This is a genomic window from Amycolatopsis sp. NPDC049691 (genome assembly GCF_040675005.1).
GTDB lineage: Bacteria > Actinomycetota > Actinomycetes > Mycobacteriales > Pseudonocardiaceae > Amycolatopsis.
Genome location: NZ_JBFANX010000009.1, coordinates 282,966 through 296,628, shown reverse-complemented (window position 1 = coordinate 296,628; position 13,663 = coordinate 282,966). Strand labels below are relative to the sequence as shown.

Here is a 13,663-nt window from a genome sequence, read left to right as displayed (position 1 = left end):
TCCGGCATGGCGGAATTCGTACTGGTAGCAGGCGCTTGGCTCGGTTCGTGGGCGTGGGACGAGGTCGTCCCCGGTTTGCGCGAAGCGGGCCACGGCGCGCACGCGGTGACGTTGTCCGGCGTCGCCGAGAAACGCGGAGTGCCCGCGGGGCAGCAAAGGCACGTGCAGGACATCGTCGACGTCGTCTCGCGAAACGACCTGCGGGACGTCGTGGTCGTCGGGCACAGCTACTCGGGCATCCCGGCGGGGCAGGCGGCCGAGCGGATCGGCGACCGGCTGCGGCGCGTGGTGTTCGTCGACTCGAACGTGCCCACCGGCGGCGATTCGTTCACCTCCGTCTGGTCCGAGGCGCAGGTCGCGGCGCTCACCGAGCGCGGCTTCTGGCCACCGCTCGCGGCGGAAGACTTCGCGGGGCAAGGACTTTCCGACGCCCAGATCGCGCGGATCCTCGAGCGCGCGACCCCGCACCCGGCCGCGTCGCTCACCGAACCGGCCGCGCTGACCCGGCCGCTGGGCGAGCTCCCGGCGACCTACGTCAAGTGCCTGCTCGACGGGGAAACGCCGAGCCCCGACGTCGTGCGGCTGCTGGAAAGCGACCGTTGGGAGCTGGTGGAGCTGGACACCGGGCACTGGCCGATGTTCTCGCGACCGGAGGAGCTGACCACGATCCTGCTCGACGCCGCGAAAGCGTGATCACGGCGTCAGCGCGCGCACGTCCCAGATCCACACCCCGCCGACGAACTCCGCCGGCTTCCGCAGGAGGAGCTCCACAGTGGACTTCAACGCTTCCTGGTTCTGCCGCGGCCCGACCACGAGCACGTCGGCGTTCCAGGCGCGCAGGTCGGCCAGGGCCTGGGTGCGGTCGGCTTCGGTGACGTCCGCGGCCTGTCCCGTCTTCTCGACCTCGGCGAACAGGTCCGACGTCGGCAGCGGCACCGCGCCGTAGCGGCCGCGGCGGTCGGTCGGCGAGGTCGGGCCGACGAAGTAGCCCTCGGGCATCGGGTAGCCGAGGCCCGCGTCGACCTGCCAGTGCAGCGGCTCGGCTTCGCCCGTGCTCGGCAGCGGGACCGGCACCAGCGAACCGCCGGGGGCGACGTACTGGCGCCAGATCCCGTCGGCGAAGAAGGGCGGCGACAGCGGGCGTTCGTGCGTCACCAGCTCCGTCGGCGCGATCGGCAGCAGCACCGCCACCACCGCGCCGATCCACACCATCTTCAGGGGGAACCGTTGCTTGCCATCGAGGGGTTCCGGCTGTTCGGCGGCCGCCGTCCACACACGGTGCGTCGCGATCGCCAGGAGCCCGCCGACCACCGGGATGCAGCCCATCGCGAGCCGGGACTCCAGCAGCGAGTCCAGCAGCGGCAGCTGCCCCAGCCACTTCCACGGCCCGGGGATCCCGGTGTCGTCGTGCGCCACCGTGATCTCGATGCCCAGCGACAGGAGGGCCATCACGTACATCGTGATCGCCAGCGCGCGCGAAACGACGTCGCGCCACAGCCAGATCGTCACCATCACCATGAGCACGATCAGCGGCCAGCCGAAGAACGCGTTCTCCTCGGTGCGGTTCATCGACACGTCCGCGGCCGCCTCCGGCGCGCCGGCGATCGACTGCGTCGCGAAGCGCGTGAACGCCGCCGTGTCGTTGCCCGCGGACCCGTGCAGCAGCGAGTGGAAGCTCTGCGGGCCGAAGAACTGCCAGTACAGGGGGAACCCGGCGACCAGCAGCGCGACGACCGCGCCGACACCGATCCCCTTGCCCAGCGGCGCCAGCATGCCGCGGATCTCGGCGCGGTGCGGGATCAGGTACGCGACGGCGAACACGATGAAGGTGAGCGCGAAGATGGCGAGGGGTTCTTCGCCGAGCAGGATCTGCCACGCGACGAGCAGCCCCAGCCAGATGCCGTTGCGGATCGGCCGTTCGCCGTGCGCGATCTGGATCGTCTTCAGCGCGATGAACGGCAACACGAACAGCACCACGAAGTTCGGGTGCGCGTTGCCGTGCGAGATCATCGGCGGCGCGAAGCCGCAGAAGGCGCCGCCGATCGCGGCCGCCGTCCGGTTCGGCACCAGGTGGCGGGAGAAGACCCAGTACCAGCCGGTCGCGGTGCCGGCGAGGCCGGCGGTGAGCACGATCGCCCACGTCAGCGTGGCGCCGAAGGTCAGGGTGATCGGCGCGAGCGGGATGTTGAGGCCGAACATCGCCGCGTTCGCCGCCATGTTGACGCCGAGCGGGTAGTTCTGCAGGTCCGTGGTGAACGGGTTCTGGAAGTGCAGGACGGACTTCGCGACGACCGTCGAGTACCACTCCCACTGGCTCTGGTCGGAGGCGCCGTTCCAGAGGTAGCCGCGCTTGAGGTCGAACCACAGCCCGTTGTAGAGCAGGATCGTGAAGAGCAGGAAGCCGCCGGTGATGGCGGAGTCCTGCCACGCCCAGCGTTTGGGGCCTTCGGGTGGTTCGGGAGCGGGCGGAACGAGTTCGGGGACGGCTTCGGACTTCAAGCTCACGGTTCGACCACCCTGGCGAAGAAGTGGAGGGCCCCGGTGCCGGCGTGCCGGACCAGCAGCAGGAACGGCCGGTCCACCGTCACGGTGACCGGTTCGTCGATGATCATCGAGGTGAGGCGCATGGTGAGCGCGGTCGCCGCGGCCCCCTCGAAGCCTTGTTCGTCCACCCGCAGCACGGCCTGGTGCAGCACCTCGGACACGGTCAGCCGCGGGTCCGGGGAGAGCCCGCTCAAGTCGGCCTCGTCGGTGAACATCGTGCGGACGCCGAGCCCGCGCAGCACGCCGGTGAGCGAGCTGGGGACGTCGAGCGAGATCTTGGGCAGCGCGAGCTCGACGGGCTTGGCCTTCACCCGGTCGAGCAGGCTGGTCAAGGTGCCTTGGTCGAGAGCGGCTTCGGCGTCGGCGAGGTCGCCGTCGGGCAGCAGCACGACGGCCTGCAGCCCGCCCGCGGCGACCAGCTGAACGGCCTGCCAGCCGGCGGCGTGCGCGTAGCCGACGCGCTCGCTGAGCCACATGGTCGGGACGTCCCGAGTACCGGACGGCGCGTGGAACGGCGCGTCGGAGGTGTTCGCCTCGCGGAACGGAAGCTTCCACGCGGCTTTCAGGTAGAGCGCGTTGACGAGCACGGCGGCGACGTCCCGGTCGATCGAGCCGGGCGGCAGCAGCTGCGGGATGAGACCGCGGGTGGTGCGTTCGACATCGGCGTTGACCAGGGCACGCGCGGCTTCGGGGTCTTTCTCGAAGGGCGCGCTCGAGACGGCGGCGCCGGGCCATTCGGCCAGCTCGGTCTTGAAGGAGTCTTCGAGCGGGAGCCGGTCGTCGGCCCACAGGGTGTTGGAGACGGCCAGCTCGGCTTGTTCGCCACGGCTCTCTTCGCCGAGTTCAGCGGCTTCGCGCAGGAGGCGGGTCTGTTCCCCGGGATCCCCGAGCAGGTCGACGAGCTCTTCGCGGGTCCGCCCCCGCGCGGCCCGCGCGGCGAGGGTCAGGGCACTGGCCACCGAGTACGGGGAGAAACAGGAGTTCCCGCCCTCGGCACCGAGGGCCCGGTGGACGGCGAGGGCGAACCGGAGGTGGCTGTCCGTGGCCATGCGGGCGAGAGTACCGGAACGGTTCACCCCGCCGGGCGGCTACGCGGAACTCCGCCCACGGGTGACAAATCCCCCACGGGTGAGCGCACAGCCGGGTGCTAGGACCACGCGGCGACCAGGTACGGAACGGCCCGGACCAGGCCGCGCACCGGTCCGCCACCGGGGCCGACACGCTCGCCGCGACGCAGCTGCTCGTGGCCGACTCAGCCCGCCAGTCGCGGTCCGGTCGCCAACCGCGGCGCGACCGGCCTCGGTCCGGCGCTGCCGCCCCGCGCCTTCGCAGGAGGTCGGCGCTGCGGCGGCGGGCGAACCCCAACCGCACCGGCACCAGGCCCGGCCCTTCAGCGGTGATGCCGGGTCACGTGCCACGAATGCCACGCGTGGGCCTGCGCGTCCGTCAGCGAGGCGACCTGGTCGATCACCACCCTCAGCATCCCGGCGTCATCGCGCGCCGACTCCCAGGCCGGGACGAACAGCGGGTCCAGCGACTCCGGTGCCCGCCGGGCCAGCGCGTGGACCAGCTCCACCAGCAGCTCCCGCTGCCCCTCCTGCATCGCCAGCCGGCGGCGGTCGCTCATCACGTACCGCAGCGCCAGCGCCTTCAGCAGCGCCACCTCGGCCGCCACCTGGTCCGGGACGCACAGCCGAGCCCGGTAGCGTCCCAGCGGGCCCTCGCCGAACTCCTCCCGCGTGCTGCTGACCGCCGCCGTCGTGAAGCGGCCGACCAGTTCGCTCGTCAGCCTCTTCAACGCCACCTGCGCGCCCGGGGAGCCGTCCGGTTCCGCCGCGGCCAGCTCCGCCACCACCGGCAGCGCCAGCAGCTCCGCCGCCGCATCCTCCAATGTGGACACCGACTGCGCCGAGAAGTGCTTGGCCGCCGCCTCGGCGACGGCCGCGCGCTCGTCCGGGTGGGCCAGCACGCGCAGCTTGATCCGGCCGGCCAGCACGCCATCCTCGACGTCGTGCACCGAATACGCGACGTCGTCCGCCCAGTCCATGATCTGGGCTTCCAGGCACGTCTGCTCCGCCGGCGCCCCGGACCGGAACCACGAGAACACCGGGAGGTCGTCGCCGTACACGCCGTACTTCGCCTGCCCCGGCTTGCGCGGCCACGGGTACTTCGTCGTCGCGTCCAGGCACGCGCGGGTCAGGTTGAGCCCCACCGGGTCACCCTCGGCGGACAGCAGCTTCGGCTCCAGCCGCGTGAGGATCCGCAACGTCTGCGCGTTGCCCTCGAAGCCGCCGCACGCGGCCGCCACCTCGTCGAGCGCGCGCTCGCCGTTGTGCCCGAACGGCGGGTGCCCGATGTCGTGCGCCAGCCCCGCCGTGTCGGCCAGGTCCGGGTCCGCGCCCAGCTCGTCGGCGATCCCGCGGCCGATCTGCGCGACCTCCAGGGAGTGCGTCAGCCGCGTGCGCGGGACGCCGGTGACCTCGGCGCCCTCCCCCGGCCCGACCACCTGGGTCTTGCCGGCGAGCCGCCGCAGCGCCGCCGAGTGCAGCACGCGGGCCCGGTCGCGCGAGAACGCGCTGCGCCCGTCTTCCCGCGTGCCGGGCAGCGCCGCGCCCTTGGCCGGCTCCGGCAGCAGGCGGGCGGTGTCGTGCTCCGTGTAGTCCACCCGACCAGCCTAAACGGCGGCACCGACAGAAACTCAGCCGAGGAAAGTGGCGAACAGGTCGTCGGCCGGGGTCTTCGTCAGCCGGTAGTACAGCAGCGCGCCCGTCTCGCGGACGATGTAGCGGACCTGCGTGACGCGCTCCTGCACGATCGGCCCGCTGTGCGTCGGCGCGGTCCAGGCGTCCAGGCCCAGGTCGTCGGCCATCGTGCGGGCCCGGAACGAGTGCCACGGGTCGCTGACCAGCACCGCCGTGTGCCAGCCGCGCCCCTGCACCTGCTCCGCGACCGCCCGGAGGCTGCGCAGCGTGTCGCTGCCCTCGCCGACCGCCAGGGTCGCCGACGTGGGCACGCCGTGCCGGGTCAGCCAGAGCTGGCCGGCCCGCGCCTCGGTGAAGTTGTCCTCGGCCTTCTTGCCGCCCGCGGTGACGATCGTCTTCGCGACGCCCGCGTCGTAGAGCTGCTTCGCCTTGACCAGCCGCGCCGCGTAGATGTCCGACGGCTTGCCGTTGTACTGGGCCGCGCCCAGCACCACGATCACGTCGGCGGGCGTGCGGTCGTTCTCGCGCGCGACCTGCCAGACGCGGAACGCCGTGCCGCCGACCAGCGCGAGCAGCACGAGGACCGTGCCGAAGGCGATCCGGCGCGCCCAGCTCGCGAGCGACGGTTTGGTGCGTTCAGCGGTACCCACCCGGCCCATTCTTTCAGAACCGGCTCAGAGCCAGCCACGCTCCTCCGCGACCCGCACGGCTTCGGCCCGCGTCCGGGCGCCGGTCTTGCCGATCGCGGCGGACAGGTGGTTGCGCACGGTCCCTTCGGACAGGTGCACCGCGCGCGCGATGTCCGCCACCGTGGCGCCGTCCTTGGCTTCCCGCAGCACGTCCCGCTCGCGCGCGGTGAGCGGGCTGGCGCCGGTGGCCAGCGACTCGGCCGCCAGCGCCGGGTCGACCACCCGGAGTCCACTGTGGACCCGACGGACGGCTTCGACGAGCTGCTCGGGCGGGGCGTCCTTGACGACGAACCCGGCCGCGCCCGCCGCCATCGCGCGCGCGAGGTAGCCGGGCCGCCCGAACGTCGTGCAGATGATCACCCGGCACGACGGGAGCGCGGCCCGCAGGTCGGCCGCCGCCTCCAGCCCGTCCTTGCCCGGCATCTGCACGTCCAGCAGGGCGACGTCGGGCTTGGTCTCACGCGCCGCGGCCACCACCTCGTCGCCGGAGCCGACCTGCCCGACCACCTCGATGTCGGATTCGAGGCCGAGCACGGTGGCCAGCGCGCCGCGCACCATGGCCTGGTCGTCGGCCAGCAACACTCGGATCAAGCGAGTCCTCCCGCGGGTTCGGCGCGCACGGCCGGGGCGGCCGCGCGGGGTTCCGGCTGCGGGATCTCCGCCCGCACCAGCAATCCTCCCCCGGGCCGCGCGGACGTCCGCAGCGTCCCCCCGACAGCGGTGAGCCGTTCGGTCAGCCCGCGCAGGCCGTTGCCCGCGACGACCTCGGTGGCGGTGCCGTCGTCCTCGACCTCCAGCCAGGTGTCCCCGAGCCGCACCTTGACCTGCTTGGCGCCGGAGTGCCGCAGCACGTTCGTCACGGCCTCGCGCAGCACGTACCCGAAGACGCTCTGGAACTCCGGCCGCACGTTGTCGACCGCGTGCGGCAGGTCGGCGTCGATCTCCGCGGCCCGCAGCGCCGCCCGCGCACCGGCGACCTCGGCCGGCAGCGACACCTCGCGGTACTCCGACACGGTCGCGCGGACGTCGGACAGCGCGCTGCGGGTGAGGCTTTCGATCTCGCGGATCTCCTCGACCGTGCGCGGGATGTCGCCCGAGCTCTCCAGCACCCGCCGGGCCAGCCCCGCCTTGACGGTGATCGTGGTGAGGCTGTGCCCGAGCAGGTCGTGCAGGTCCCGGGCGACGCGCTGGCGCTCGTTGGTGACGGCGAGGGTGGCGATCTCCTTGTTGGCCAGCTCGAGCCGCCGGACGGCCCGGACGAGGTTGGCCATGAAGAACATCGCGAGCGTCACCGAGCCGACGGTGATCAGATCGCCGTAGTCGTCGAGGAACTTGCCTTCCGCCACCAGCAGCAGGGCCCCGGTCAGCAGCGTGGCGACGTCGACGATCACCGCCCACGCGGCCGGGGTCAGGAAGACCATCACCGCCGTGCCGTAGAGCAGGATGAACGGGCTCGCCGAGGTCACCCCGACCACGCCGAGCCCCAGGACGTTCATCGCGATCCCGAAGGCCAGCTTCGCCGTCCGCGGCCGGCGGAAGACGAACGGGAACAGCAGGTAGCACAGCGCGTAGGCGTAGACCAGCGACCCGGTGAGCACCACCCCGGCGTCCACCTCGGGCCGGGCGGCCAGCGACTTCGTGACCGGGATCAGGAAGGGCAGCAGGAACACCACCCCGGCGATCGGCCAGCGCGTCCGGTCGGGTCCCCCGCCGCTGTCCGGATCGGACAGCGGGTCCTCCCACCAGGCTTCCTTGCCGTTCAGCCCGAACCGGTGCCGCCGCGACTCCGCCATCCTTCGTCCCCTCCGGCCCTCAAACGCGGGCGCTGTCCTTACGGTATCGCCTGATCACCAGTGCTCCGAGCACGACCGTCCACGCCGCCAGCACGCCGGCGGCCGCCGGCAGCGAGACCACCATGTCGCTGGTCACGGCCGGCCGCGCGACCTGCAGCACCCAGTACGTCGGCATGATCTGGGCGACGTCGTGCATCCAGGACGGCATGCCCTCCAGGGGGATCCACAGGCCGCCGAGGAACCCCATGCCGAGGGTGACGATCATGCTGATCGGCTGCATCGTCTCGGGGGTGCCGAACTGCCCGATCAGCAGGCCGAGCAGGACCAGCGGGAGGGTGCCGAGCCAGACGCCGGCGAAGATCCGGACCCAGCCGGCGGCGTCGAGGTGCACGCCCTCGACGGTCACGGCCAGCAGGGGCACGAGGATCAGCGCGGGCAGCCCGACGAGCATGCCGGACAGGCCCTTGCCCGCCAGGTAGCCGGTGCCGGTGAGCGGGGTCAGCCGCAGCTGCCGCTGCCACCCGAGCGCGCGTTCCAGCGCGAGCCTGCCGCCGCTGGTGTTGGCCGCGGCGAACGTCCCGAACGTCATCATGTTGATCATGATCACGGCGGCGAACTCCGCGTGCTCCGGCGCGTCCGCCTTGACGAACACGTTGGCCTGCAACAGGAACATCAGCACCGGGAACGCAACGACGAAGATCAGGAACCGCGGCTGGCGGAAGTTCCGGCGGATTTCGGTGAGCAGGTAGGTGGTCATCGCACGGACTCCGGGGTCTCGTCGGCGGTCAGGGAGAGGAAGGCGCCTTCGAGGCCGACGGCGCCGATCTCGACGTCGTGCACGGCGGGCACCGCGGCCTTGAGCGCCCAGAGCGTCGCGTCGGAGTCGCCGCTGGAGATCGCGACGCGGTCGCCGCGCAGCTCGAACTCCTTGACGCCGGGCAGAGCGGCGATGACGGCGTCGGTGGCGCCCGGGACGGCGGCCCGCAGCGTCCGGCCGCCGGCCAGCGCGCGGACCTCGGCGACGCTCCCGTCGGCGACGACCCGGCCGCGGCGCATCAGCACGACCCGGTCGGCGAACTCCTCGGCCTCTTCCAGGTAGTGCGTGGCGAACAGGACCGTGCGGCCGGACTCGGTGAACGCGTACATCGACTGCCAGAACTCGCGGCGCGTGCCGACGTCCATCGCGGCGGTCGGCTCGTCGAGGATCAGCAGGTCGGGGTCGCTGACCAGGGCGACGGCGAAGCGCACGCGCTGCTTCTGCCCGCCGGAGAGCTTGTTCGCGCGGCGGCCGGCCAGCTCCTCGATCCCGGCGGCGCGCAGGGCCTCGGCGACCGGCAGCGGCTTGCGGTGCAGTGCCGCGACCATGCCGACCGTCTCGGCGACGGTCAGGTCGTCCATCAGGGCGCCGCCCTGCAGCATCGCGCCGATCAGGCCGGCGCGGACGGCGTCGATCGGCTTGCGCCCGAACACGCGGACGACGCCGGCGTCGGGCTCGGTCAGCCCGAGGATCATGTCGACGGTGGTGGACTTGCCGGCGCCGTTCGGGCCGAGCAGGGCGACCACCTCGCCCGGGGCGATCGTGAGGTCGACGCCGTCGACCGCGTGCACGTCGCCGTAGTGCTTGCGCAGGCCGGTGAGGTGGACCGCGGCCCCCGCCGCCACCGCCTGGGAGTCTGTTTCTCGCATGCCCCCAGGCTGCCGCGCACGAAGCCCGGGTCCCCAGACCGTGCGTCACGAACTGACCGTGACAGGTGTCAGGGGTACTGCGCCGATCATTGCTGATCCGACCGGCAGCCACGGCGGAAACGGGTCGTTGCAGCGAATCAGCTGCGGTCCGTATCCGCCTGCTTTCGGTCGGATCAGCAAGCCGGCTCCGGGTGGCTCAGCAGCCGATCAGGCGCCCGGCGAGGTACGACTCGAGCTTGTCGATCGCGACGCGCTCCTGCGCCATGCTGTCGCGGTCGCGGACCGTGACGGCGTTGTCCTCGAGGCTGTCGAAGTCGACCGTCACGCAGTACGGCGTGCCGATCTCCTCGTGGCGGCGGTAGCGCTTGCCGATCGAGCCGGCGTCGTCGAAGTCGACGTTCCAGTGCTTGCGCAGCAGCTCGGCGACGGCCTTCGCCTTCGGCGTGAGGTCGGCGTTGCGCGACAGCGGCAGCACCGCGGCCTTGAACGGCGCCAGCCGCGGGTCGAGCTTCAGCACCACGCGCTTGTCGGTGCCGCCCTTGGCGTTCGGCACCTCTTCCTCGTAGTAGGCGTCGATCAGGAACGCCATCATCGACCGCCCGACACCGGCCGCCGGCTCGATGACGAACGGGCGGTACCGCTGCTTCGACGTCGGGTCGAAGTACGACAGGTCCTGACCCGAGTGGTTCGAGTGCGTGGTCAGGTCGAAGTCGGTGCGGTTGGCGATGCCTTCCAGCTCGCCCCACTCCTGGCCCGCGTTGAACGCGAAGCGGTACTCGATGTCGACGGTGCGCTTCGCGTAGTGCGAGAGCTTTTCCTTCGGGTGCTCGAAGTGGCGCAGGTTCTCGGCCTTGATGCCGAGGTCGGTGTACCACTTCGTGCGCTCGTCGATCCAGTACTGGTGCCAGGTCTCGTCCTCGCCCGGCTCGACGAAGAACTCCATCTCCATCTGCTCGAACTCGCGCGTCCGGAAGATGAAGTTGCCCGGTGTGATCTCGTTGCGGAACGACTTGCCGATCTGGCCGATGCCGAACGGCGGCTTCATCCGCGACGTCGTCTGGACGTTCGAGAAGTTCACGAAGATGCCCTGCGCGGTCTCCGGGCGGAGGTAGTGCAGGCCCTCTTCGGACTCCACCGGGCCGAGGTAGGTCTTCAGCATCATGTTGAAGTCCCGCGGCGCGGTGTACTCGCCGCGCGTGCCGCAGTTCGGGCACGGCACGTCGGACAGGTCGTCCTCGGACGTCTGCTTGCCGCTGCGCGCCTCGTACTCCTCGGCGAGCTGGTCGGCGCGGAACCGCTTGTGGCACGAGAGGCACTCGATCAGCGGGTCGGTGAACACGTTGACGTGCCCCGAAGCCACCCACACCTGGCGCGGCAGGATGACCGAGGAGTCGAGGCCGACGACGTCGTCGCGGCCCTGGACCACGGTCTTCCACCACTGGCGCTTGATGTTGTCCTTGAGCTCGACCCCGAGCGGTCCGTAGTCCCAGGCCGAGCGGGTACCGCCGTAGATCTCCCCGCTCGGGAAGACGAAACCACGGCGCTTGCACAGGCTGACTACGGTATCGATGGTGTTCGTGGGCACTCCACGCTCCGGAAAGCTTGCGGGGACGGTTATCGGACTAGAACGTCCAGGGTATCCGCCGGGGCCGAGCCCTTTTCGCGCAGGCTAGGGCCGCGACACCAGCGACGCCGTCACGACCCGGTTGTCCTCGTAGCCCTCGGTGCCGCCGACGTACTCGCCACCGCAGGTGACCAGGAGCAGCTTGTGCGGGCCGTCGGGGTCGAACAGCTGCTCCGAGCGGCCGGCGAGCTCCGACTTGTGGATGGTCTCGGTGGTGTCGACCCGGTACACCCAGGCCCCGCCGACGGCGTCGGTCAGCTTGACCTCCTGCCCCCGTTCGACCTGCCAAAGCTCCATGAAGGGGCCCTTCTTGCCCTTCCAGTTGACGTGCCCGGAGAGCAGGGCGACGCCGTGGTCGGCACCGAGCTTCGCGCCCCACCAGGCAGCTTCGTCGAGCCCTTCGGGGATCTTGAGGGCACCGTTCGCGTCGAGGTCTTCCTGGACGAGCTTCGCGGTGCCGCCGCCGGGGAGGGCGAGGGTCGCGGGCGCGCGGCCGGCGTCCCGGGCGACGGGCTGCTCGGCGGCCGTGGTGGGCGCCGGGGTGCCGTTCGCACCGGCGGGTTCATCCTTTCCGGTGAAGATGAGCAGGGTGGCGACGAGCGCCGCGACGACGAACGCGCCGGTGACCCCCACGATCCACCAGCGGCCGGAGCCGTTCTTCTCCGCCGGGTTCCGCTCCTGCATGCTGCTCCTTCGCTGGTCGTGCCGTTGCGAAGGTGCACATGCGGTGACGGGTGCGGGAGGTTGCACCGGACTCGGCTCAGCCCGCCGGGCGCGTCACCAGCGTGGCCGTGACCAGGCGGTTCTCGTCGTAGCCCTCGGTGCCGCCCACGTAGTCGCCGCCGCAGGTGACCAGGACCAGCCGGTGCGGCCCGGTCTGGCCGAACCACTTCGCGGCCTGCTCCGGCAGCGCCTCCTTCGGCAGCGTCACCACGTCGTCGACCCGGTACACCCAGCGGCCGCCGCGGGCGTCGACCACGCTCACCTCGTCGCCGTCGCGCATGCGCCACAGCTCGTCGAACGGGCCGCGCCGCCCCTCCCAGTTCACGTGCCCGGACAGCAGCGCCGCCCCCTGCGCCGCGCCCAGCTTCGCGCCCCACCAGGCCGCGTCGCCCAGGCCGCGCGGGATCGGCAGGACGCCGCGGTCGGTGAGCTCCGTGCGGACCAGGCGGGCGGTCGCGCCGTCGGGCAGCCGGACCGTGCCCGGGCGCTGCTGCGCGGCCGACTCGCTGTCGGCCGGCAGCACGGCCGGAGCCGCGTTCTCCCCCGGCAGCGAGCCGGGCGGCGGCGCGGCGGCCTGCGTGGTCGTGGGCGGAAGCCAGGTCAGCACGATGACCCCGGCCGCGAACGCCGCCACGGCCAGCGCCGCCGAGACGGCGGCCAGCCCGGTGCGCAGCACCTAGTCCGTCCCGGTCCTGCGCCGCCTGCCGAGCAGCAGCGCGACGGCCGCGAAGAACACCCCGCCGAACAGCAGGCCGATGCCGAGCGGGACGCGCGAGCCGTCACCGCCGGTGTCGGGCGCGGCCGCGCCCAGGTACCCGGCCGGGACCTGCGTCGGCACCGGGGCCTGCGTGGCGCCCGTGCCGCCGCCGGTGCTGCCCGCCGCCTTCGCGACGAAGCCCTTCGGCACCGAGCAGCTGACCCCGCCGAGCACGATGTTCGTCTGCACGTCCTGCAGCGCGGCGCCGGCGGCGTCCTTGACGTGCGTGGTGATCTCGACGCGCCAGCCGGCGACGGCCGTGTAGTCGCCCCCGCGCCAGCCGTCCTGGCGGATCAGCTGGTCGAACGCGGCGACGCGGGTCAGCCGCAGGTCGGAGACGGTCGTGTCCTTGCTGGCGTTCGTGATGTCGCCGGGCGGCCCGAGCCGCAGGTTCTTCAGCTCGAGCCCCGCGTTGCCGCCGGGCATCGGGACGATGCCGAGCCCGCCGCCCTGGCGCACCCACAGCCGGTTCACCACCGACGTGCCGGTGAGCTTGCCCGGCGCGGTGCAGTCCACCGACGTCTTCGCGCCTTCGAGCACCAGCACGGTGTTGTCGGACGCCTTCGCACCGCCCTGCCAGTTGTCGCGCAGGGCATAGTTCGTCTCGGCGACGGCGGTCGGCACGGTGGTCGCCTGCAGCGCGGCGACGACGTTGTGGTCCCGGCTCGCGACGCCCGCCGGGTACGGGTTGCCGCCGGTGTAGCGGCCGAGGTCGATCTGGTAGTGCCCGCCGAAGGTGGCGCGCTCGCCGTCGTCCTTGGGCACCGTGACCCGGTCGGTGCCGAGCTTGGACTGGCCGGGCAGCAGCGGGGAGCGCTGGGTCTCGGTGATCAGGGCGCCGCCGCGCTGGCCCTCGCCGCCGATCCGGACCGACGCGATGTTGGCGAAGGAGACCGGGCCGGTCTTCTCGTCGACGGCCTGGCTCTGCGCCCCGGCGACCCCGGTGCCGGCCAGCGGGAAGAGGACGGCCGCCGCCAGGACGGCTGCTTTCGTCACGAAACGGGTCATGTCTCCCCACTGCGTCTGCTCGGGCGGGTCGCCAGCGTACGAGAAGCGACGAAACGCTCCGCGACCACCTTGCACCGTCGGCCACGACATGCGAAGCCGAAGAGCCAATATCCCACGAACTCACCCGAACGGGGTAG

General features: G+C 72.0%; 13 protein-coding genes. 1 reads left to right on the top strand and 12 read right to left on the bottom strand.

Translation table 11 applies throughout. The features are described from left to right. Nucleotides 1-6 precede the first annotated feature (6 nt). On the top strand, nucleotides 7-693 hold the full coding sequence (locus tag AB0J40_RS22710) for an alpha/beta fold hydrolase (protein ID WP_364456146.1): 687 nt from the start codon (nucleotides 7-9) through the stop codon (nucleotides 691-693). Here the strand turns inward: AB0J40_RS22710 and AB0J40_RS22705 are convergent, their stop codons facing one another. From AB0J40_RS22705 to AB0J40_RS22650, 12 genes are all read right to left on the bottom strand, one after another. After that, nucleotides 694-2,505 carry a glycosyl transferase gene (locus AB0J40_RS22705; protein WP_364456144.1) on the bottom strand — a complete coding sequence of 604 codons (1,812 nt, stop codon included), beginning with the start codon at nucleotides 2,503-2,505 and terminating at the stop codon, nucleotides 694-696. After that, on the bottom strand, nucleotides 2,502-3,593 hold the full coding sequence (locus AB0J40_RS22700; protein ID WP_364456142.1) for a serpin family protein: 1,092 nt from the start codon (nucleotides 3,591-3,593) through the stop codon (nucleotides 2,502-2,504). Before AB0J40_RS22700 ends, AB0J40_RS22705 begins: the two co-directional genes overlap by 4 nt. A 341-nt stretch (nucleotides 3,594-3,934) precedes the next feature. Continuing rightward, nucleotides 3,935-5,209: a deoxyguanosinetriphosphate triphosphohydrolase gene (locus tag AB0J40_RS22695; RefSeq protein ID WP_364456141.1), complete on the bottom strand. Its 1,275-nt coding sequence runs from the start codon at nucleotides 5,207-5,209 to the stop codon at nucleotides 3,935-3,937. A gap of 33 nt (nucleotides 5,210-5,242) precedes the next feature. Next, on the bottom strand, nucleotides 5,243-5,896 hold the full coding sequence (locus AB0J40_RS22690; RefSeq protein ID WP_364456139.1) for a YdcF family protein: 654 nt from the start codon (nucleotides 5,894-5,896) through the stop codon (nucleotides 5,243-5,245). A gap of 24 nt (nucleotides 5,897-5,920) precedes the next feature. Beyond that, nucleotides 5,921-6,526 (bottom strand): response regulator transcription factor, encoded by a 606-nt coding sequence (locus AB0J40_RS22685; RefSeq protein WP_364456137.1) that lies wholly within the window; start codon nucleotides 6,524-6,526, stop codon nucleotides 5,921-5,923. Beyond that, the gene (locus tag AB0J40_RS22680) at nucleotides 6,523-7,728 is read right to left on the bottom strand and encodes a sensor histidine kinase (protein ID WP_364456135.1); all 1,206 of its coding nucleotides are present in this window, start codon (nucleotides 7,726-7,728) and stop codon (nucleotides 6,523-6,525) included. Before AB0J40_RS22680 ends, AB0J40_RS22685 begins: the two co-directional genes overlap by 4 nt. 19 nt (nucleotides 7,729-7,747) lie before the next feature. Next, the gene (locus tag AB0J40_RS22675; protein WP_364456133.1) at nucleotides 7,748-8,485 is read right to left on the bottom strand and encodes an ABC transporter permease; all 738 of its coding nucleotides are present in this window, start codon (nucleotides 8,483-8,485) and stop codon (nucleotides 7,748-7,750) included. Next, nucleotides 8,482-9,414 carry an ABC transporter ATP-binding protein gene (locus AB0J40_RS22670; RefSeq protein ID WP_364456131.1) on the bottom strand — a complete coding sequence of 311 codons (933 nt, stop codon included), beginning with the start codon at nucleotides 9,412-9,414 and terminating at the stop codon, nucleotides 8,482-8,484. The genes AB0J40_RS22675 and AB0J40_RS22670 overlap by 4 nt, the downstream gene beginning before the upstream one ends. A gap of 196 nt (nucleotides 9,415-9,610) precedes the next feature. Continuing rightward, nucleotides 9,611-10,999, bottom strand: coding sequence for a glycine--tRNA ligase (locus AB0J40_RS22665; protein ID WP_364456129.1), 1,389 nt, complete (start codon nucleotides 10,997-10,999; stop codon nucleotides 9,611-9,613). Between the two features lie 84 nt (nucleotides 11,000-11,083). Further along, nucleotides 11,084-11,722, bottom strand: coding sequence for a class F sortase (locus tag AB0J40_RS22660; protein WP_364456127.1), 639 nt, complete (start codon nucleotides 11,720-11,722; stop codon nucleotides 11,084-11,086). Nucleotides 11,723-11,798: 76 nt separating this feature from the next. Then, complete coding sequence (locus AB0J40_RS22655; RefSeq protein ID WP_364456125.1) at nucleotides 11,799-12,437, bottom strand: class F sortase; 639 nt, start codon at nucleotides 12,435-12,437, stop codon at nucleotides 11,799-11,801. After that, complete coding sequence (locus tag AB0J40_RS22650; RefSeq protein ID WP_364456123.1) at nucleotides 12,438-13,526, bottom strand: hypothetical protein; 1,089 nt, start codon at nucleotides 13,524-13,526, stop codon at nucleotides 12,438-12,440. Nucleotides 13,527-13,663: the final 137 nt, after the last annotated feature.

Bases quoted from the DNA above. Each gene is read 5' to 3' on its own strand.
- AB0J40_RS22710 (WP_364456146.1), top strand. From the start codon at position 7: ATGGCGGAATTCGTACTGGTAGCAGGCGCTTGGCTCGGTTCGTGGGCG.
- AB0J40_RS22700 (WP_364456142.1), bottom strand. From the start codon at position 3,593: ATGGCCACGGACAGCCACCTCCGGTTCGCCCTCGCCGTCCACCGGGCC.
- AB0J40_RS22680 (WP_364456135.1), bottom strand. From the start codon at position 7,728: ATGGCGGAGTCGCGGCGGCACCGGTTCGGGCTGAACGGCAAGGAAGCC.
- AB0J40_RS22675 (WP_364456133.1), bottom strand. From the start codon at position 8,485: ATGACCACCTACCTGCTCACCGAAATCCGCCGGAACTTCCGCCAGCCG.
- AB0J40_RS22670 (WP_364456131.1), bottom strand. From the start codon at position 9,414: ATGCGAGAAACAGACTCCCAGGCGGTGGCGGCGGGGGCCGCGGTCCAC.
- AB0J40_RS22660 (WP_364456127.1), bottom strand. From the start codon at position 11,722: ATGCAGGAGCGGAACCCGGCGGAGAAGAACGGCTCCGGCCGCTGGTGG.
- AB0J40_RS22650 (WP_364456123.1), bottom strand. From the start codon at position 13,526: ATGACCCGTTTCGTGACGAAAGCAGCCGTCCTGGCGGCGGCCGTCCTC.